This window comes from Allobranchiibius sp. CTAmp26, assembly GCF_017565405.1.
In the GTDB taxonomy this organism is placed as follows: Bacteria; Actinomycetota; Actinomycetes; order Actinomycetales; family Dermatophilaceae; genus Allobranchiibius.
Map to the genome: position 1 here is coordinate 67,387 of NZ_JAGEKR010000008.1, position 18,735 is coordinate 86,121.

At 70.0% G+C, this 18,735-nt stretch carries 18 protein-coding genes; 5 read left to right on the forward strand and 13 right to left on the reverse strand.

Annotated features, from left to right (window positions below; genetic code table 11):
- Positions 1-300: 300 nt before the first annotated feature.
- A complete protein-coding gene (locus J4030_RS05940) occupies positions 301-867 on the reverse strand; it encodes a cysteine hydrolase family protein (RefSeq protein WP_208048294.1) in 567 nt (188 codons plus the stop codon).
- 67 nt (positions 868-934) lie between these two features.
- A complete protein-coding gene (locus J4030_RS05945) occupies positions 935-2,077 on the reverse strand; it encodes a TDT family transporter (protein WP_307864587.1) in 1,143 nt (380 codons plus the stop codon).
- A gap of 92 nt (positions 2,078-2,169) precedes the next feature.
- On the opposite strand from J4030_RS05945, the gene J4030_RS05950 reads away from it, so the two are divergent.
- Positions 2,170-3,063, forward strand: a complete 894-nt coding sequence (locus J4030_RS05950; RefSeq protein ID WP_307864588.1) for a LysR family transcriptional regulator — start codon at positions 2,170-2,172, stop codon at positions 3,061-3,063.
- Between the two features lie 21 nt (positions 3,064-3,084).
- On the opposite strand, the gene J4030_RS05955 is transcribed toward J4030_RS05950, so the two are convergent.
- On the reverse strand, positions 3,085-3,510 hold the full coding sequence (locus J4030_RS05955; RefSeq protein WP_208048295.1) for a VOC family protein: 426 nt from the start codon (positions 3,508-3,510) through the stop codon (positions 3,085-3,087).
- Between the two features lie 207 nt (positions 3,511-3,717).
- Between J4030_RS05955 and J4030_RS05960 the strand changes: the two genes are divergently transcribed.
- The 3 genes from J4030_RS05960 to J4030_RS05970 all read left to right on the forward strand — a co-directional run bounded on the left by J4030_RS05960 (position 3,718) and on the right by J4030_RS05970 (position 7,210).
- Entirely contained in the window at positions 3,718-5,208 is a 1,491-nt protein-coding gene (locus J4030_RS05960) for an FAD-binding oxidoreductase (RefSeq protein WP_208048296.1), read from the forward strand.
- 25 nt (positions 5,209-5,233) lie between these two features.
- Positions 5,234-6,601: an MFS transporter gene (locus tag J4030_RS05965; RefSeq protein ID WP_208048297.1), complete on the forward strand. Its 1,368-nt coding sequence runs from the start codon at positions 5,234-5,236 to the stop codon at positions 6,599-6,601.
- A 249-nt stretch (positions 6,602-6,850) separates the two neighbouring features.
- Positions 6,851-7,210, forward strand: coding sequence for an RNA polymerase-binding protein RbpA (locus tag J4030_RS05970; protein WP_179480705.1), 360 nt, complete (start codon positions 6,851-6,853; stop codon positions 7,208-7,210).
- Positions 7,211-7,225: 15 nt separating this feature from the next.
- Here the strand turns inward: J4030_RS05970 and J4030_RS05975 are convergent, their stop codons facing one another.
- The 4 genes from J4030_RS05975 to J4030_RS05990 form a co-directional block, all read right to left on the reverse strand.
- A complete protein-coding gene (locus J4030_RS05975; RefSeq protein ID WP_208048298.1) occupies positions 7,226-7,816 on the reverse strand; it encodes an FxsA family protein in 591 nt (196 codons plus the stop codon).
- Entirely contained in the window at positions 7,813-8,571 is a 759-nt protein-coding gene (locus tag J4030_RS05980; RefSeq protein WP_243762946.1) for a polyprenol monophosphomannose synthase, read from the reverse strand. The genes J4030_RS05975 and J4030_RS05980 overlap by 4 nt, the downstream gene beginning before the upstream one ends.
- Positions 8,564-10,201: an apolipoprotein N-acyltransferase gene (gene lnt, locus J4030_RS05985; protein WP_208048299.1), complete on the reverse strand. Its 1,638-nt coding sequence runs from the start codon at positions 10,199-10,201 to the stop codon at positions 8,564-8,566. Before lnt ends, J4030_RS05980 begins: the two co-directional genes overlap by 8 nt.
- 267 nt (positions 10,202-10,468) lie before the next feature.
- Positions 10,469-10,942, reverse strand: coding sequence for an Lrp/AsnC family transcriptional regulator (locus J4030_RS05990; RefSeq protein ID WP_208048300.1), 474 nt, complete (start codon positions 10,940-10,942; stop codon positions 10,469-10,471).
- A 28-nt stretch (positions 10,943-10,970) separates the two neighbouring features.
- Here J4030_RS05990 and J4030_RS05995 point away from each other — a divergent pair, with 28 nt between their 5' ends.
- Entirely contained in the window at positions 10,971-11,903 is a 933-nt protein-coding gene (locus tag J4030_RS05995; protein ID WP_208048301.1) for a 5'-3' exonuclease, read from the forward strand.
- 8 nt (positions 11,904-11,911) lie between these two features.
- On the opposite strand, the gene J4030_RS06000 is transcribed toward J4030_RS05995, so the two are convergent.
- From J4030_RS06000 to J4030_RS06025, 6 genes are all read right to left on the reverse strand, one after another.
- Positions 11,912-12,454, reverse strand: coding sequence for a PH domain-containing protein (locus J4030_RS06000; protein ID WP_208048302.1), 543 nt, complete (start codon positions 12,452-12,454; stop codon positions 11,912-11,914).
- Between the two features lie 89 nt (positions 12,455-12,543).
- Positions 12,544-15,339, reverse strand: coding sequence for an RNA helicase (locus J4030_RS06005; protein ID WP_208048303.1), 2,796 nt, complete (start codon positions 15,337-15,339; stop codon positions 12,544-12,546).
- Between the two features lie 27 nt (positions 15,340-15,366).
- Positions 15,367-16,188 (reverse strand): twin-arginine translocase subunit TatC, encoded by an 822-nt coding sequence (tatC, locus tag J4030_RS06010; RefSeq protein ID WP_243762947.1) that lies wholly within the window; start codon positions 16,186-16,188, stop codon positions 15,367-15,369.
- A 30-nt stretch (positions 16,189-16,218) separates the two neighbouring features.
- The gene (tatA, locus tag J4030_RS06015; protein ID WP_208048304.1) at positions 16,219-16,545 is read right to left on the reverse strand and encodes a Sec-independent protein translocase subunit TatA; all 327 of its coding nucleotides are present in this window, start codon (positions 16,543-16,545) and stop codon (positions 16,219-16,221) included.
- Between the two features lie 98 nt (positions 16,546-16,643).
- Positions 16,644-17,612: a YafY family protein gene (locus J4030_RS06020; RefSeq protein ID WP_208048305.1), complete on the reverse strand. Its 969-nt coding sequence runs from the start codon at positions 17,610-17,612 to the stop codon at positions 16,644-16,646.
- Entirely contained in the window at positions 17,612-18,592 is a 981-nt protein-coding gene (locus J4030_RS06025; RefSeq protein ID WP_208048306.1) for a YafY family protein, read from the reverse strand. The genes J4030_RS06020 and J4030_RS06025 overlap by 1 nt, the downstream gene beginning before the upstream one ends.
- Between the last annotated feature and the right edge of the window lie 143 nt (positions 18,593-18,735).

The window sequence follows — 18,735 nt, forward strand, 5'->3', positions numbered from 1 at the left end:
TTCAATGATGCATCAGATGAGAATCACGCGCATCCGCGCAGGTCAGCGGCGTGTCATCACAACAACGCTTGACCCGCAGGTCGGCATCCGAGGGTCTTACTGGCCGCGCCGCGCGCACCTAGAACTGCATGTTTCCGCAGGTCAGAGACTTGGACGTCGCCATCGCTGGGGCAGTAAAGCCGAACCACGCGATTGATGCATCTGATGCAATACGCAGACTACTACTTGTCATAATGTAGATTATCGGCGATAGCAGATCCCGGGCCTCCGGCTGCTTCGGCCGCCGACCCGGCTCCAGTCTCAATCGCCGGTCGGCGCCGCGAAATCCAGTTCCTCGGTCGTCACGACGCCCGCCGTGCGACCCGGTGCGGTCTGGTACTCCCAGTAGAGATTCGTGTGGTCGATGACCTTCTCGGGCGGCGGCGCGCCGTACGGCGACAGGTCCTCGGTCGTGTGCGCGTCCGAGACCAGCGTCGTGTCGTAGCCGCGGACCAGCGCGCCGTGCAGCGTGGACCGGATGCACGCGTCGGTCTGCGCACCGGACAGCACCAGCGCACCGACGCCGCGTTCGGCCAGCACCGACTCCAGCTCGGTATCTTCGAACGAATCGCCGAATGCCTTCTGCACCAACGGTTCTGCGTCGAGGCGCGTGAGCTCGGGAACGTACTGCCAGCTTTCGCTGCCGGTCTGCAGTTCTTCACTATTGTGCTGAATCCACACCACCGGCACCTCGGCTGCCCGAGCCTTGTCGATCAGGGTGGAGACGTTCGCGACGACCCGGTCACGGTCGTACGACTCTCCCATCACCCCGTTCTGGACGTCGATCACCAGCAGTGCCGTCTTGGGTCGGTTCGAGAGCGTGGTCATGGGTGCCTCCGGGTCCGGATCGGGTCGTGCACCCGATGCTAGGGGCGACCTACGACAACGCGCCCCGTCAGCGCGATGCCCCGGTCGGCGTCAGCAACAGACGCCCGGACCACGCGCCCCTGGCCGTCCGCGTCACCACCAGGCACCAGGCGCCCACCAGGCACAGATACAGCACGCAGGCCATCACCTTCAGCACGTCGTTCCCGGTGGCTGCGGCCAGGGCCGACGTACCCGTCACCATCGTGCCGACCGGGAACGTGAAAGACCACCACGTGAGCCCGAACGGCATACCCGAACGCACCGTCCGCGCCGTGATCGCCACCACGATGCCGAGCCACAGCATCGCGATCCCCCACACCGGAACGCTGTAGATCAGAGTCGTCTCGCGGAAGCTCGGGCCGTACGCCGAGCCCAGCACGGTCGGCGCGGCGACCCCCAGGCGACGCGCCGCGGTGATCGACTGCCCGAGCGGGCCGAGCACGATCCAGAGCGTGGGCACCGACGCCGCAGCGCCGACCCCATATCGGAGCAGTCGCCGCCAGATCAACGGGATGACCACCAGGCATCCGAGCAACGTCACGCCGAAGCAGGCATAACAGAAGAACAACATGGTGGCTCGCGCGTGCCCTGGCGGAAGATGCGGGATGAGCGCGGCGCCCCCGGCCGCGCTGACCATCGGGGGGACGATCGGCATCAGCCAGCCGCCGAACGCCGCTTCGGTGGCGGCGCTTCCCCGCACGAAGGCGCGGTACGGCACCAACACCGTCGTTGTCAGGCCCATCGCCGTCCCCACTGACCACAGGGTGGCGTCGACCGCCACCGCGAGGTGCGATCCGAGCAGCGGGCGCCCCGTCGCCAACGCACCCGCGCCGATGGTCACGAACGCCATGGCGGGAGCGCCGTAGAAATGCCCCATCACCGGGTGGTCCAGATGGCTCCGAGCGACGACCGGATGCCGCACCCAATGCGCGACCGTCGCAACGGAAAGAACGACGAGAAGTGCTGCGGCACAAACCCAGACGGCAGCGGCGAAGACGGCGGTTCCTGCCGGTTGCACGGGCAAACCCACGGCCGCGAGCGCCACGATCCCGGTACCCATCACGGCCGCGAACCAGTTGGGCCCCACATACGCCAGCGGCGAAGCACCGCGGAGCTCGGCGAAGGCTCCCCCGGCGCGACTCGACGCCGACGGTTGAAGGGTCTGGGTCACGCGACCAGCCTCGGGGTGGTGCCGCCGCCGCGCTAGCCGGTACGTCCCTGTTCGGTCACAACTCGACCCTGTGAGTGGGTACGGTGGCTCGCGTGACACTGCCCGATCTGCCCTCGCTGCGCCTCCTCGTCGACGTCGCCCGCCTCGGCAGCATCGGGGCGGCCGGCCGCGCCGCTGGGATGTCGCAACAGGCCGCGTCCGAGCGACTGCGCACCGTCGAGGTGAATGTCGGGGTCACTGTGCTGCGGCGCTCCCCCGGTGGATCCACACTGACGGACGCGGGCGTGCTCCTCGTGGAGTGGGCCACCCGCCTGCTCGACGTCGCCGACGAGATCGAGCAGGGCATCGGGACGCTGCGCGCCGACCGCGACCGCGAGCTGTCCGTGGTCGCCAGCATGACGGTCGCCGAGTATCTGCTGCCCGCCTGGCTGGTCCGCCTGCGGCAACGACACACGACGACCGTCACGCTTCGAGCGACCAACAGTGAGAACGTGATTCAGACAGTGCGCGCCGCAGAGGCCGATCTCGGCTTCGTGGAGGATTCGGTCTCGCACAGCGGTCTCGCGAGTCTCGTCGTCGCCCACGATGAGCTCGTCGTCGTCGCGCACCCGGACGACCCGTGGTGCAGGAGACGACGGGGAGTCGCCGCGAGCACGTTGGCGCGGCGTGGGCTGACCGCCCGCGAGCCCGGCTCGGGCACCCGCCGCGTGCTGGAATCCGCGCTGCGCGCCGCGGCGCTCACCCCGTCCGAGCCCGCGGTCGAGCTCACTACGACCGCGGCCGTCCGCAGCTCGGTCCTCGCTGGAAGTCCGCCGGCCGTGCTCAGCAGGCTGGCGGTCGAGGCCGACCTGAGCAGCGGTCGGCTGCGGTCGGTGCCCGTCGCCGACCTCGACCTGCGCCGTGACCTGACGGCGGTCTGGGTGGGCACGGCGCGCCCGCCGGCCGGACCGGTGCGCGACCTGCTCGCCATCGCCCGCACCGGCTGATCCGCGCCGACCCGGCCGACCTCACCCCACGAAGATGCAGAACGGGTGCCCCGCCGGGTCGGCGTACACCCGCAACGGCTCTTCCTCGTCGTCGGACCGGTCGAACAGCATCCGCCCGCCGAGCCGCAGGACCCGCTGGTGCTGCTCCTCGAGGGCGTCCTTCGAGGCCACCGTCATGTCCAGGTGCAGTTGCTGCGGCACCGGTTCGTTGTCCGGCCAGCTGCTGGGCGTCAGCACCTCGACCTGCTGGAATGCCAGTGGCGGCGCGCCGTCCCCACCGCGCAGCACCAGCCAGTCGGCGGGGTCCGGCTCCCCCGCGTCCGGCGTCTCGTCGCCGGGGCGGTAGTCGTAGCCCAGCAGCACTCGGTAGAACTCGGCCAGGCCGCGCACGTCGGTCGTGTCGAGCACCGTCTGCCGCACTCGTGGCACCTCTTCGGCTGCGCTCATCACCGGTCACTTCCCATCTGTCCGTCGGCCGACGTCGGCACCCGCGATCGCGACGTACCGGGCGGTGGAATCCTCAGCGAAACCACCCGGTGCCTCGGCCCGGCACCCTAATCTGAAAGTGGTCGAAGCGAGGCGCATTCCCCGAGAGGCACGGCCATGGCGTACGACGGACCCAACCACGCACCGCTCCTCGCGCGTCTACGAGACATGGACCACCTCGATCGACGCGCGTTCCTGGCAGCAACCGCCACCGGAGCCGCAGCAGCCGCGCTCGCAGGATGCAGTTCCGGCAGCCTCAGCGCGAGTGGTCGCACCGCGGCTGCGGGCAGTGTGTCGTCGGCGGGCGCCTCGTCGCCGAGCACGCAGACCGCCGTGGAGCGCACGGTCGGCACCGCGGCCGCGCCCACGCTCGACGACTGGAAGCAGTTGGCGAGCCAGATCCAGGGCGTGGTCCTGCTGCCGGGCAGCACGCCGTACGCGCAGGACAAGCTGCTCTTCAATCCCGAGTTCGACGGTGCGAGACCCCAAGCCGTCGTCCGCCCCAAGATCGCGTCCGACGTGCAGCGCTGCGTGGCCTTCGCGAACGAGCACGGGCTGCAGGTCACACCGCGCTCCGGGGGGCACTCGTACATCGGCGCGTCGGCGGCCGACGGCGCGATGGTCATCGACCTGCGCGACATGGCGGGCGTGCAGGCCTCGGGGTCGACCGTGGCCGTGCAGGCCGGAGCCAACCTGTACGCCGTGCACGCCCTGCTCGCGGGCCGCAACCGCACCATCCCCACCGGCACCTGCCCGACCGTCGGTGCGTCGGGGCTCACCCTCGGCGGCGGCCTCGGCACCGAGTCCCGTGCCCACGGACTGACCTGCGACCGGCTGCAGTCGGTGCAGCTCGTGCTGCCCGACAGCAGGCTCGTGACCGCCACGGCCTCCTCGAACAGCGACCTGTTCTGGGCGGCCCGGGGCGGCAGCAGTGCGATCCCGGGGGTCGTGACGAGCCTGGGGTACGGCACGTACCCGACGAGCAACCGGGGCGTCTTCCGCGCGAGTTTCCCGGTCGGATCGGCGACCCAGGTGCTGGAGGGCTGGGCATCCTGGCTGGCCGGTGCCAGCAGGGACTGGTGGGCCAACGTGCACCTCGACCTCAGTGCGGGATCGTTGCGTCCGAGCATCCTCGGTGTCTGCACGGCGGGCCACGAACTCGTCGCGCTGAGCTCGCTGCAGCGGCACATCGGTGCCCGCGCCACCTCCACCTCCCACTTCGAGCTGGGCTACCTCGCGACCGTGCGGTACTTCGGCGGCGGTACGACGTCGGCGCGCGCGCCCTTCACCGCGGGCACCGACCTGGTCACGACGATGTCCAGTGCGGCCGCCGCGGCGATCGTCCGCGGCACACTGGCCGCCGGCCACCGTTCGGTGTCCGCTCTCGTGGACCCGCTGGACGGCGCCGTGCACGACGTGTCCGCCAGGTCCGGCGCCTTCCCGTGGCGCTCCCACCAGGCGTCGATCCAGTGGTACGCCGGCGGCAACGACTACGCCGGCGCACGGTCCTGGATCGCGGCGGCGCACGCGGCGACCAGAGCGGTCTCGGCCGGCGGCTATGTGAACTACCTGGAGAGCGGTGTCGCCGGTTCGCGGTACTTCGCCGGCAACACCGCGACGCTGAAGTCCGTTCACCAGAAGTACGACCGCACGGTCTGATGCACCTGCCCTTTACCCTCTGACGGTGGCCGGCGGACGCTCCTCGACTCCCGAACAGCTTCGTCTGCAGTCCCGGTGGTACTGGTACGACTGGTCAGTCACGGCGTACATCACCGTCACGCTCGCGGTGCTCTTCTCGCCGTACCTCACCAGCATCGCGAACAAGGCCGCCTGCCCGACCCAACCCAGCGACCGCACCTGCCACGCCGATCTGCACGTGCTGGGGATCCCGGTGGCGCCAGGCTCCCTGGTGCCGTACACGATCACCGTGGCCACGATCGTCTCGGCGTTCGTGCTCGTCGTGGTGGGCGCGATGGCGGACCGGTCCCGTCGCCCGTTGCGTTTCCTGACCGGGTTCACCGCCGTCGGCTCGGTGGCCGCGGCCGCTCTGTGCCTGGTGGCCGGCACCCGGTGGGCGCTCGGGATGGGCTTCGCGATCGTGGCGAACGTCTGCGTGGCGGGGTCGCTGATCGTCTACTCGGCGATCATGTGCCGGATCACCCCGCCGGACGACCGCGACCGGGTCTCGGCCCGCGGCTGGTCCTACGGGTACCTCGGCGGGGGCCTGCTGCTCGTGGTCAACCTGGTCTTCCTGTCACTGCACGGCACCCTCGGACTCAGCACCACGGCCGTGGTGCGGATCAGCTTCGGGGTGAACGGCCTCTGGTGGGCGGTCTTCGCGGTCTACTCGATCCGCGGCCTGCGGACCGTGCCGCACGAACCGGCGGCCGCGATCGGCGGTAGTCCGTTGACCGCCGGTGTCCGTCAGCTGCGCGCGACCTTCGCCGAGCTGCGCGGCTACCCGCAGACGCTGCGCTTCCTGCTGGCCTACCTCTTCTACAACGACGGCGTGCAGACGGTCATCGCCTCCGCGAGCCTCTACGGCGCGCAGCAACTGAAGTTCTCCAGCACCGAGCTGCTCCTCACGATCCTGCTGGTGCAGTTCGTCGCGTTCGGCGGCGCCCTCGGCTTCGGCCGGCTCGCCCGCCGGGTGCCAGCGCGCGACCTGGTCCTGCGCAGCCTCTATCTATGGACCGTCGTGGTGATCCTCGCGTTCTTCGTGCCCCGGCACGCGTTCATGCTCTGGCTGCTGCTCGCCACCGGGATTGGCCTTGTCCTCGGTGGCACCCAGGCGCTCTCCCGTTCGCTGTACTCCCACCTGGTGCCGCACGGCCGCGAGGCGGAGTTCTTCAGCCTCTACCAGGCCATGGACCGGGGCACCAGCTGGCTCGGCACCCTCACGTTCGGGGTGGTCTACCAGCTCTTCCACGACTATCGACTCTCCATCGGGGCGCTGATCGTCTTCTTCGTGGTCGGCGGCACGCTGCTGCGGACGGTCGACGTGCGCCAGGGCGTCGAGGCCGCCGGGAACGAGGTGCCGGCCGTCGTCTGAGGGGCGCTCGGCGGGACCCGGCCGGCGTATGCCGATTTGCCCTCCCCCGAGCGCCCTCGATAATGTCGCCGCCGACGTCGTGAGCCTTCGGTGGCATCCAGGGGCAACCAATCCGAGCCCGCCGACGTCTACGAATCAGACTCATCAATCCTCATGCGCGATGGAACACGACACCACACCGGTTCGTTATGCGTAAGAGATCGCCGCGGTGTTCCCGACGAGCCGCGGCCGCCGAGCAGGGAGAAGACCATGGCAGACCGTTCACTTCGAGGCACCAACCTCTCCACGCTGTCGCTGGAGACGGATGAGAACATCGCGTACAGCGAGCGACAGACCGTCCGGTACGAGTGCCAGTGCGGCCGGATCACCGAGCTGCCCTTCTCCGTGGAGGCCGACGTGCCGTCCATCTGGGAGTGCCGCTGCGGCAAGGAAGCCACCCTGGTCGACGGCCCGGAGCCGAGCCGCAAGCCGGTCAAGCCCGCGCGTACCCACTGGGACATGCTGCTCGAGCGTCGCTCGGTGCCCGAGCTGGAGGAGCTCTTGGAGGAGCGCCTCACCTGGCTGCGCGCCTCGCGCGGTGAGAAGCCGCGCCGCAAGCGCACCGCCTGACCGCACCTGCGGGATTCAGTCCCGCACGATCTTTCCCTCGATGGCACCGGGCTCGCCCGGTGCCATCGGCGTATCCGGGCCCTGCCCGCTCCCCCGGTCGCCCGACGGGTCCCGCTGCCCGTCGCGCTCTTCCTTCTTCCAGTCGTAGGGCTCGGCCCGGTACGTCGGTGGCACCCGTTCGCCACGTACGACACGTCCGCTCCCGGCCGCACCGAGCACCCGGCGCGCCACCAGCATCTGCAGCAGTCGCCGTCCGACCGGCCGGGTGAAAGGCAGGATCAGCAGCAGACCGAGCACATCGGTGATGAAACCGGGCACCAAGATCAGCAGCCCGCCGACCAGCACCAGGGCGGCGTCCGCCAGCTCGTCCGCGGGCATCGCGCCGGTGCGCAGGGCCTCGCGCAGATGCCGCCACGCGCCGGACCATTCACGGCGTACGAGCCAGGCACCGAGCAGGGAGCAGAGGACGAGCAGCCCGAGCGTCTGCCATCCTCCGATGGCGCGCGCGACGGCGACGATGACGGCGATCTCGCAGACAGCCGCAACGAGCAGCATCAGCGGCACCCACCGCAGCCAGGGGGTCCGTCGGCGGGGCACCGTCGTCATCGGGGGCCGCCCGGCAGCAGCCGGGCGAGTTGCCCGGCGCGGTAGTGCAGACCCCAGGACGTGATGTTGACCAGGGACTCGCGCATGATGTCGCCACTCATCTTCGACACCCCTACCTCACGCTCGACGAAGGTGATCGGTATCTCCACGATCCGCATGCCCGCCTGCGCGGCGCGCCATGTGAGGTCGATCTGAAAACAGTATCCGGCCGAGGCGACGTCCTCCAGGCGCAGCCGGCGCAGCGCGTCGGCGCGGTAGACCCGGTAACCGGCGGTGGCGTCGCGCACCTGCATGCCGAGCAGGAGCCGGGTGTAGAGGTTCGCGCCGCGGCTGAGCGCCTCCCGCTGGCGTGGCCAGTTGCGCACGCTGCCGCCGGGCACCCATCGCGAGCCGATCACCACGTCGGCCTGCGCCGCCGCCTGGATCATCCGTGGCAGCACGCTCGGCGGGTGCGAGCCGTCGGCGTCGATCTCGACCAGCGCGTCGTAGTCGCGCTCCAGGCCCCACGCGAACCCGGCCAGATACGCCGCGCCGAGACCTTCCTTGGCCGAGCGGTGCATCACCTGCAGGTGCGGGTCGTCGGCAGCCAGCCGGTCGGCCAGCTCACCGGTGCCGTCCGGCGAGGCGTCGTCCAGGACCAGGACGTCGGCGTCGGGCACGGCCTCGCGCAGGCGCCTCAGAATGGCGGGGAGGCTCTCCAGCTCGTTGTACGTCGGCACCAGCACCAGCACGCGCCGTAGGGCGGAGTCAGACAAGCTGGCGGCCTCTCGGGGTCGTCGTGTCGGCACGGACGGCGGTGCGTCGTCGCCGCGAACCCGACGCGGCCAGCAGGAAGGATGCCACAGCCAGCACGTACGCGAGGTGTTCCGGCAGATTCCCGAGGCGGTCGGCGAGGGTCAGCGAGCTGCGCAGTGGCATCGCCCCCGACAGCACCTTGCTGGTGAAGAGGCTGGAGCGGTCGTGCACCACGCCGTCGGGGGTGATCAGTCCGCTCACTCCGACCGTGGACACGTGCACCACCGACCGACCGTGTTCGATCGCACGGATCCGGGAGATCGCCAGTTGCTGCTCGGACTCGGCCGTACGCCCGAACGTCGCGTTGTTGGTCTGCACGATGATCAGCTGCGCCCCCTTCTCGACGGGGGCGCGCACCAACCCGTCGTACGCCACCTCGAAACAGATCACGGGTCCGACCTTCACGTCGCCCTGGGTGCGGGTGGGGATCGTGAAGAGACCGGTCTTCTTGCCGTGCGTGAAGTTGACGGTCAGCAGGTCGACCTTGCTGCTGAAGTGTCGGAAGAACGAGCGATACGGCATGTACTCCGCGAACGGCACCGGGTGCTGCTTCACGTACCGCGCGACGATGCCCTCGCCGGGCAGGTAGAGCAGGGAGGCGTTCGAGACGTCCGGCGCCGGCTCGTCCAGTACGGCGCCCACGATCAGCGGTGCCTTGACCTCGGCGACGGCGTGCAGGATCTCGGTCATCGCGTCCGGGTTGCGGGTCGGGTCGATGTCGGAGGAGTTCTCCGGCCACACCACCAGGTCCGGTGCGGGGATCTGCCCGCGCGCCACCATCGCGGCGGCCCGCGCCGTCGTCCGCGCGTGGTCGTCCAGCACCGCGCGACGCTGGGCGTTGAACTCCAGCCCGATGGTCGGGACGTTTCCCTGGATGCCGACGACCTGCAGCTTCTTACCGGAGGTGGGCGTCGGGTACCAGACGGAGGCAGCCACGACGGCGACGACGGCGAGCACCGGCCAGAGCGGGCGCAGGCTGCGTCGAGGCGCGTACGCCGGTGCGTCGGCCTGCCGCCCCCCGACGATGCCGGGCGCCCACCGGTGCACGACGGCGGCGAGCACCCCGCCGAGGAGCGCCACCACGAAGGTGAGGCCCGGTGCCCCGGCGATGGAGGCCAGGTGCGCCAGCGGAGAGTCCGACTGCGACCACGCCAGACGCGCCCAGGGGAATCCGCCGAACGGCACGCTGGAACGCACGCCCTCCTGCACGACCCACAGCAGCGCCACCCAGAACGGGCGCACCCGCGGGCCCGCCGCGGGCCACAGCCACCGCGGAAGCCAGGGCAGCGGCGCCGCGGACTGCAGGATCGCGATGCCGAGTCCGAGGAAACCCACGTAGATCGATTCGGTGATGCCCAGCGCGATCCAGGGCAGCGGGCCGACGTAGATGCCGGTCCAGTGCAGCACCGGCAGGAAGCATGCGGCCCCGCCCACCAGTCCGCAGAGGAACCCGACCCGGGCGCGCGCACCACACGTGCCGAGGGAGATCAGGGCCACGCCGACGATGGCCAGCGGCCAGATGCTGAGCGACGGGAAGGAGAGCCACAGGCAGAGTCCGCCCACGACACAGAGGAGAAGCCGTCGCCACACGCGAGCAAGGGTATGCGAGGCGCCCGTAAGGCCTCCGGGCAGAGGGATGGACCCGCACTCCGTTGGGACCAGTACGCGCCGAGGCGCATGTTTTCTACTGAGAGTGCGAGTCCATCCTGCCTGCAACCGCCGTAACGGCCTGCGGCGCGAGAAGAAATTTACCCGTCGACAAGTAGATGTCAACAGCGGTCTGACCTGCGCAGATGCGCGTTTTCGCAGGTCAACGCGTCGCTCTCAGGAACGTCAAAGTTTCACCAATATTGGCATTTACGGCGTGTCGCGCTCGACACGCCGTTCTCGGACCGGCGGCGGAAAGCGGTCTTCCCAGGGGGTGCTGAGCACGACCGTGGTGTGCGTGGTGACCGATGCCGCCGCCCTGATGCGGGCGAGCAGCTCCTCCAGCTGCAGCGGACCGGCGACCCGGGCCTGCAGCACGTAGCTCTCCACTCCCGCCACCGAATAGCAGGAGTCCAGCTCGGCGAGGTCGCGCAGCCGGTCCGGCACATCGTCCGGTGCGGCGGGGTCGACGGGGGTCACCGAGATGAGCGCCGTGAGGGGTATGCCGGCCGCGTCGTGGTCGATCAGCGCACGGTAGCCGCGGATGACTCCGCGCTCCTCCAGGCGGCGTACCCGCTGGTGCGCCGCGGAGGTCGACAGGCCGAGAGCCCGGCCCAGATCGGTGAAGCTCATCCGCCCGTCGGCGGCGAGCATGCCGACGATCCGACGATCGAGTTCCTCCATGGGGGCACTGTAGGGGACGATGCAGTCCATGACCCGACGCCTCATGCTGCTGGACTCTGCGAGTCTCTACTTTCGCGCGTTCTACGGGGTGCCGGACAGGCGGGATAGCCCGGATGCCTTGCCCACCAATGCGATCCGCGGTTTCTTGGACATGATCGCGACCCTGGTCAACGACCACTCTCCCACCGATCTGGTCGCGTGCTGGGACAACGACTGGCGCCCCGCGTTCCGGGTGGACGCCATCCCGTCGTACAAGGCGCACCGGGTGACCGAGGGGTCCGAGGTGCTCGAGGAGTCGCCGGAGGACCTCACCCCGCAGGTGCCCTACATCGTGGCGCTGCTGGCCGCACTCGGCATCCCCCGGGTCGGCGCCGACGGGTACGAGGCCGATGACGTGATCGGCACCCTGGTGCACACGCACCTGGGGGTCTGCCCCGTCGACGTGGTGACCGGGGACCGCGACCTGTTCCAGCTGGTCGACGACGAGGCATCGGTGCGGGTGCTCTACACCGCGCGCGGGGGGGTCCGGGAACCGGACGTGATCGACCAGTCGGCGCTCCAGGCGAAGTACGCGGTCGCGACCGGACGTGCGTACGCCGAGATGGCCACGCTGCGCGGTGACACCAGCGACGGGCTGCCCGGGGTCGCCGGCATCGGTGAGAAGACCGCGGCCACGCTGCTGGCCCGGTACGGCGACCTGGCGGGTCTGCGCGCCGCGATCGACGGCGGCGACCCGTCGCTCAAGGGCGCACAGCGCGCCAAGCTGGAGGCGGCCTCGGACTATCTCAACGTCGCTCCCGCGGTCGTCGACGTGGCGCTCGACGCTCCCATGCCCACCGACCTGGTCACCGCGTTGCCCGCGACGGTCGCGGATCCCGCTGCGCTGCAGCGGATCTGCGAGGAGATCGACATCAACACCCCGTTGCGGCGGGTGCTCACCGCACTCGACCTACAGGACTGACGCCGGCCTCAGAACGAGCGGCGCCGGTCTCCCCGCGGGTCCCCCGGCGGGAAGGTGCCCTCGTCGTCGGTGCCGTTGTCGTGCTGGAAGAGCAACTCGTTGAGCCGCACCTGCACGTCCTCCACATGGGGCACGTCGTGCAGCCGCAGGCCCGCCTGGTCCGAGGCGTCCGAGACGATCAAGGTGCCGCAGCCGAGGATCCGGTCCAGCGGGCCCTTGTCGTAGGCGACGTCGGAGATCCGGTAGAGCGGGATGTCCCGCCCCGATTTGCTCACGATCCCGGTGCGGGTGATCAGCCGGCGGTTGGTGATGACGTAGAACGTGGCGCGCCACCGCCACACCGGCACCAGCACGAAGCCGATCACGATCAGCAACCAGAGGATCGCGATGGCGAGCCGACCCCACTGGTTGTCCCAGTACACCGCGCCCGCGAGGGCTGCCACGGTCGCGACGACCAACACGATGAGAGGCAGCACGATCTGCTTGATGTGGGTGTGCAGCTCGAGCTCGACGCGCTCACCCTGGGTCAGGTGCTTCGGCGAAAAGGACATGGCCGCATCCTGCCACGCCCCGGTCTCACGACCCGGTTGTCAGCGCATTCCTGGCGCCCGCACCAGAAGGGCGCTGACAACCGATGGAATCAGTCGAGCCGGTCGGCCGCGACCACTCCACGCAGCACCGCGTCGATACCCGCGCGCGTCGTACGTCGCATCTGCGGGTCCGAGCTCGCATCGTGGATCTGGTCCATCAGGTCCACCAGCTGCTTGCAGCGGCGTACGAAGTCACCGGCCGACAGCTCGGAGTCGCGCAACACGAGCTCCAGACGCCCACCGCTGGCCCAGCGGTGCATCATCCAGGCGATCCCGGCGTCGGGCTCACCGGTCGGCGCCAACCTCTTGCCCAGCTGGCGATCGTGCAGCTCCCCCCACAGCCGTGACATGTGCTCGAGCGCCTCGGAGACCTGGTCGTTCGGGATCTTCACCGAGCCGCCTTCGCCCTCCCGGCGCGCCTGGTGGATCAGCGAACTGACCACCGCCACGAGCGACGGCGGGTCGAGTCTGCGCCAGATGTCCTGCCGCAGACACTCCGCGACCAGCAGGTCCTTCTCGGCGTAGATGCGCTGCAGCACCCGCCCCTCGTCGGTGACCCGCTCGCCGTCGGCCGTCAGGTACCCGAGCTCGGCCAGCAGATCGCAGATCCGGTCGAACGTGGCGGCGACGGTCTGAGTGCGCCCGGACACCTTGCGCTGCAGGCCGTCGGTCTCCCGGCGCAGCCGCCACCAGCGCTCGGCCCAGCGGGCGTGCTCCTCGCGGTGCTCGCACGTGTCGCACGGGTGGTCGTGCAGCCGGCGGCGCAGGCGCTCCACGTCGACCTGGGTCTGCTCGTCCGGCTCCTGAGAGGTCGACCGCGTGGCGCGCTCGGCCATCCCGTCCGGCACCTTGGCGCGCAGGGTGGCCGCCAGGTCACGACGGGCCTTGGGGTTGCGCGAGTGGAAACCCTTGGGAATCGGCAGCGTGGTGAACGCGGCGATGGGCCCGTCGAGGTCGCTGTCCTCGAGGCGGCGCACCTGGGCGTCCTGGGTGAGGACCATCGGCTCGGCGGCGCCGCGGCGGCCGCCCGCGTTCGCCTGGATGACGATGGCCAGGCCCTGACGGCGACCGGAGGGCACCTGCACCACGTCACCGGGCTTCAACGCCTCGAGCGACACGGCGGTCTCCGCGCGACGGCTGGCGGCGCGGCGGCGTACTGCGGCCTTCTGCAGGTCGGACAGTTCGCGGCGCAGCGCGGCGTACTGCGCGAAGTCGCCGAGGTGGCAACGCATCGCCTCGGCGTAGCCCTCGAGGGCCTCTTCGTTGCGGCGTACGGCGGTGCCGGCGCCGACCACGGACTTGTCGGCCTGGAACTGCGCGAACGACTGCTGCAGCAGATCGCGCGCGCCGGGCCGACCGACCTGGTCGACGAGGTTGACGGCCATGTTGGAGGTGGGCACGAAACTGGACCGCAAGGGGTAGGTGCGGGTCGAGGCCAGACCACCCACCTGATGGGGATCCAGGCCGCGGTTGTAGAGCACGACGGCGTGGCCCTCGTAGTCGATCCCGCGACGGCCCGCCCGGCCGGTGAGCTGGGTGTACTCCCCCGGCGTGATGTCCGCATGGGTCTCGCCGTTGTACTTCACCAGCCGTTCCAGCACCACGGTGCGCGCGGGCATGTTGATGCCGAGCGCCAACGTCTCGGTCGCGAAGACGGCTTTGATCCGGCCCTCGGTGAACAGCTCCTCGACGATCTCCCGGAAGGTCGGCAGCATCCCGGCGTGGTGCGCGGCGAAGCCCCGCCCCAGGCCCTCCACAAAATCCCAGTAGCCGAGGACGGCCAGGTCCTCCTCGGGCAGGTAGGACACCCGCTCCTGCACGAGCTGGCGGATCCGCTCGCCCTCAGCGGCCGGGATGAGCCGGGTGCCCCACGCGAGCAGCTGCGAGACCGCCGCGTCGCAGCCGACGCGACTGAAGATGAAGGTGATCGCAGGCAGCAGGCCGGCCCGGTCGAGGGCGTCGATGACCTCGGCCCTGCTGGGTCCCCGACTCGGCCGGCCCGAGCGGACCGGGCCCTCCTGGGATCGGCCACGACGCTGGTTGCCCCGTCGGCCCTTCGGCCCGCCCGCGTCCTCGCGACGTCCGTGTCGGTCGGTCTTGGCATCGAACTGCGAGATGCGCTGCAGGAGCTCGGGATTGAGCCGCAGACGATCGCTGTCCCTGTCGTCGTCGACGAAGAGGTCCATGATGCTCGGCCCGACCATCATGTGCTGCCAGAGCGGCACCGGGCGCGTCTCCTCGACGATGAGCTCGGTGTCGCCGCGGACCGTGCCGAGCCACTCCCCGAACTCCTCGGCGTTGCTCACCGTCGCCGACAACGACACCAGCTGTACTTCGTCCGGCAGCTGGATGATGACCTCCTCCCACACGGCGCCGCGGAAGCGGTCGGCGAGGTAGTGCACCTCGTCCATCACGACGTACCCGAGCCCGCGCAGGGTGTCCGATCCGGCGTAGATCATGTTGCGCAGCACCTCGGTGGTCATCACGACCACCGGAGCCTCGCCGTTGATGGAGGAGTCGCCGGTCAGCAGGCCGACCTTGTCGGCGCCGTGCCGCGCGACCAGATCGGCGTACTTCTGGTTCGACAGCGCCTTGATCGGCGTCGTGTAGAAGGTCTTGGTGCCGGTCTGCAGCGCGAGGTACGCCGCGAACTCACCCACCAGCGTCTTGCCCGATCCGGTCGGCGCGGCCACCAGAACGCTGCGGCGCCCCTCCTGGACGGCGACCAGGGCCTGCCGCTGGAAGTCGTCGAACGGGAAGTCGTACCCGTCGGCGAACCGGCGCAGATGCGAACTGTCGATCCGGCGCGGGGCGCGCGGGGACTGCGAAGTTGCCGAGCTGGACATATCTCGAAGGCTAGCCCTGCGGGTGGATCAGAGCGTGGAGGCCTCGTCGTCCGGCACGTCGAGCCATTCGCGCGGCTCGGCCTGCTTGCGTCGACGATCGAAGAACGCCGAGATGCCCACCGCCGCGAAGTACAGCGCGACCATCGGGAAGGCCAGCGCGAGCATCGACCAGGCGTCGGGACTGGGGCTCATGACGGCGGCGAAGACGAAGATGAGCATGACCGCGATCCGCCAGCCCTTGAGCATCACCCGGGCCGGGAGCACCCGGATGCCGTTGAGCCCGACCAGGAAGACTGGCAGCAGGAAGGCCAGCCCGAACGCCAGGACGAACTTGATGATGAACGCGATGTAGGTCTGCGCGTCGATGAAGTTGGTGCCCTCGCTCGGCGTCTGGGAGATGAGGAACACCACGGCGTTGGGGATCGTGCGCGTCGCCACCCAGCAGCCGAGCAGGAAGAGCGGCACGGCCGACAGGACGAACGCCGCGCCGACCCGCTTCTCCTTCCGGGTCAGGCCGGGGGCCAGGAACGCCCAGATCTCCCAGAGCCACACCGGGCTGGCGATGATGAAACCCAGCCACACCGACACCTTGAGCTTGATGCTGAAGGCGTCGCCGACCCCCCGGCCGAAGTTGGTGCTCACCCGCGAATCGGGCACGTGACGATGCCGGGCGGCGTCCAGCAGAGGATTGATCATCCACTGGTAGACCGTGTCGAACTTCAACCAGCCGAGCACCGCTGCGATCGCGATGGCGATGGCAGCGACGAGGGCACGCCGACGAAACTCCCTGAAGTGCTCCCCCAGGGACATCCGGCCTTCCGGATTGTCGTTATGGCGCAGTACGGCCATGAAGTCTCAGCTGCCCCGCCGCGCGACGTGTCAGGCGGAGGTGTTGTGGTCCGCCGGGTGCTGCGCGGGGGTCTCGGGCATCGCGGGAGTCGCACCTGCGGTCGGTGTGACGGGCGGGGTGGCGCCCGGCGCGGCGGTGGGCGCAGCCGGGGGCGGCGTGCTCGCCTCGCCCTTGACCGTCTGGCCGGCGGCCTCGGATTTCTTGTCGTTCTTCATCTCGTCCATCTCCGAGCGCAGGATGCGCGCGGAGCGGCCGAAGCTGCGGGCCATGTCGGGCATCTTCTTCCACCCGAAGAGCAGGAGGACCACAACGGCAATGACCACGATGTGCCAGCCGTCGAAAAAGTTGCGAACCATCGCAGATGTCCTTCGCGTTGAGGGTCGTGCAGCGATATCCACTGTACGCGACCTGCCTGGTCACTCCCGGGCGATGCCGAAGGTCACTCTCGGCGGAATCAGCTCTCCTCGTACGCCGCGAGCGCTTCCTCCGCGCCCGCACGCACCTCCTGGCGCAGCGATTCCGGCTCGATCACCCAGGCTCCGCCGGCCAGACGCCAGACCAGGTTGCGCACCCACGTGCTGTCGGCCGTGCGCAGCGTCACCGTCAGGGTGCCGTCCGTGCCCTGAATGAGCTCCTGCACCGGGTAGTACTCCGCGACCCACGCGGCCTGCGGCGCGAGCCCCAGGGTCACCTGCAGGTCGTCCGGGGCCGGGGTGAAGATGTCGGTGTCCAGGTCGCGGGCGCGTGCCTGCGCGGGCGGGGTGCCGTCGTGGTCGAGCAGCGTGATCGTCTCGATCCGGTCCAGCCGGAAGAGCCGCACGTCCTGCGCCCGGTGACACCACCCCTCGAGGTACCAGTGACTGTCGATGTTGAACACCCGCATCGGGTCGACGTCCCGTTCGGTGGCCTCGTCGCGCGCGGCCACCAGGTAGCGAAGGTGCACACGGCGGCGCGCGGACAGCGCTTCGCGGGCCAGGGCGAGCGTCTCGTCGGCGACCGAGCCCGCCAACTTCACCTGCACCCGACTGGTCGCCTGCGCGCTCTCACCCGTCGCCTCGGTGAGTTTGGCCAGCGCACGGTCCACGGCCTCCCGCTCCCCCAGGCCCGGCACGGCCGCGAGCGCGCGCAGCCCGACGATCAAGGCCGTCGCCTCGTCGATGCCGAGCCGCAGCGGCCGGGCGATGGTGTCGGCATTGCGCAGGTAGACCCGGCCCTCCTCCCACTCGGCCTCGATCAGGTCGTCGGGCAGGTGTCCCGGTGTCCCGCAGACGAAGAGCAGGCTCAAGTCGGCCTCGATCTGCGTACGTGGCACGCCGAGCTCGGCGGCCGCCTCGTCGATGTCGATGCCCTGCCGGTTGACCAGCCACGGCACCATCGTGAGCAGTCGGGAAAGCCGCGCGGTGGCGCTCTCGGGAGTGGCCATCAGCGTGCCTCCTGGGCGTCACGGGCGGCGCGCAGCCGACGTACCACGGCACGGGACAGCTCCGGTGGGTGGATCACGCGGACGGCCGGGCCGAACCCGGCGATCTGCTCGGCGAACACCTCGGTGTCGGTGAAGTCGACGTCCAGCTGCGACCAGTGGTCGTCGACCTCGCCCACGGTGCGCGCGCGCCGTCGCAGCGTGTTCCCCGCTCCGACCAGCACCCGCAGCACCGCCGGCTGCGGCTCGCGCTCGACCTCGACGCCGTCGATCATCCGCAGCGCGTCGTGGTCCTCGGGCACCTGGTATGCGCCGGCCCGCCCCGTGGCCTTCACGGCGCCGTCGATGCGGCCCAGCCGGAAGACCCGCGGCGCGTCGCGGTCGGTGTCGAATCCGGTGACGTACCAACGGCCGTGCCAGTTGGTGACACCCCACGGCTGCAGGTGGCGGGTGCTGACCGCGCCGTCGGGCTTGCGGTAGTCGAAGCTGATCGGTCGGCAGGCGAGGACGGCGTCCTTCACCGGTGTGAAGGCGGCCTCGGTGGTGCGCACGCGCGGTTCCAGACCGAGGATCGACGCGCTGTCGCGCTCGACGTCGGCGGCCCGCAGCTTGCGCATCGCGGTCGAGGCCGCGCCGGCGAGGCTTGCCTGCTGCCAGGTGCGGCTGGCCAGACCCAGCACGGCCAGCTCGTCCGCCTCGAAGACGATGTCGGGCAGCGCGTACTCGCGACGGTCGATGCGGTAGCCGGGTTCGTCGTCGAAGTAGGCGTCCAGCGGCTCGGTACGCAGCGGGATCCCCAGATCGCGCAGCTCGTCCTTGTCGCGCTCGAACATCCGGTCGAAGGCCTCGGTCGACGCGGTCTCGCCGTACTGGGGCACGGCGTCGCGGATCCGCGCCTTCGACAGCGGCTGGCGCGTGTAGAGCAGGCAGATCACCAGATTGAGCAGCCGCTCGGTCTTGGCGGCCGGGGAGGTGGTGCTCATGTGCGGCAACGCTATCCCACGTCGGGCCCGGGTGCGCACGTATGTTCGCCCTCGCGATTTGTCCGGGTCCTGCACGACGGCGGCACAGCTACGTCCGAGACACCGGTCGACCTGTGCCTCTCGGACGAATCTGTGCCACTGTC

Excerpts from the sequence above, each read along its gene's own strand:
- J4030_RS05940 (WP_208048294.1), bottom strand. The coding sequence starts at position 867 with ATGACCACGCTCTCGAACCGACCCAAGACGGCACTGCTGGTGATCGAC.
- J4030_RS05955 (WP_208048295.1), bottom strand. The coding sequence starts at position 3,510 with ATGAGCGCAGCCGAAGAGGTGCCACGAGTGCGGCAGACGGTGCTCGAC.
- J4030_RS05960 (WP_208048296.1), top strand. The coding sequence starts at position 3,718 with ATGGACCACCTCGATCGACGCGCGTTCCTGGCAGCAACCGCCACCGGA.
- J4030_RS05970 (WP_179480705.1), top strand. The coding sequence starts at position 6,851 with ATGGCAGACCGTTCACTTCGAGGCACCAACCTCTCCACGCTGTCGCTG.
- J4030_RS05975 (WP_208048298.1), bottom strand. The coding sequence starts at position 7,816 with ATGACGACGGTGCCCCGCCGACGGACCCCCTGGCTGCGGTGGGTGCCG.
- J4030_RS05990 (WP_208048300.1), bottom strand. The coding sequence starts at position 10,942 with ATGGAGGAACTCGATCGTCGGATCGTCGGCATGCTCGCCGCCGACGGG.
- J4030_RS05995 (WP_208048301.1), top strand. The coding sequence starts at position 10,971 with ATGACCCGACGCCTCATGCTGCTGGACTCTGCGAGTCTCTACTTTCGC.
- J4030_RS06000 (WP_208048302.1), bottom strand. The coding sequence starts at position 12,454 with ATGTCCTTTTCGCCGAAGCACCTGACCCAGGGTGAGCGCGTCGAGCTC.
- J4030_RS06005 (WP_208048303.1), bottom strand. The coding sequence starts at position 15,339 with ATGTCCAGCTCGGCAACTTCGCAGTCCCCGCGCGCCCCGCGCCGGATC.
- tatC (WP_243762947.1), bottom strand. The coding sequence starts at position 16,188 with ATGGCCGTACTGCGCCATAACGACAATCCGGAAGGCCGGATGTCCCTG.
- tatA (WP_208048304.1), bottom strand. The coding sequence starts at position 16,545 with ATGGTTCGCAACTTTTTCGACGGCTGGCACATCGTGGTCATTGCCGTT.
- J4030_RS06020 (WP_208048305.1), bottom strand. The coding sequence starts at position 17,612 with ATGGCCACTCCCGAGAGCGCCACCGCGCGGCTTTCCCGACTGCTCACG.
- J4030_RS06025 (WP_208048306.1), bottom strand. The coding sequence starts at position 18,592 with ATGAGCACCACCTCCCCGGCCGCCAAGACCGAGCGGCTGCTCAATCTG.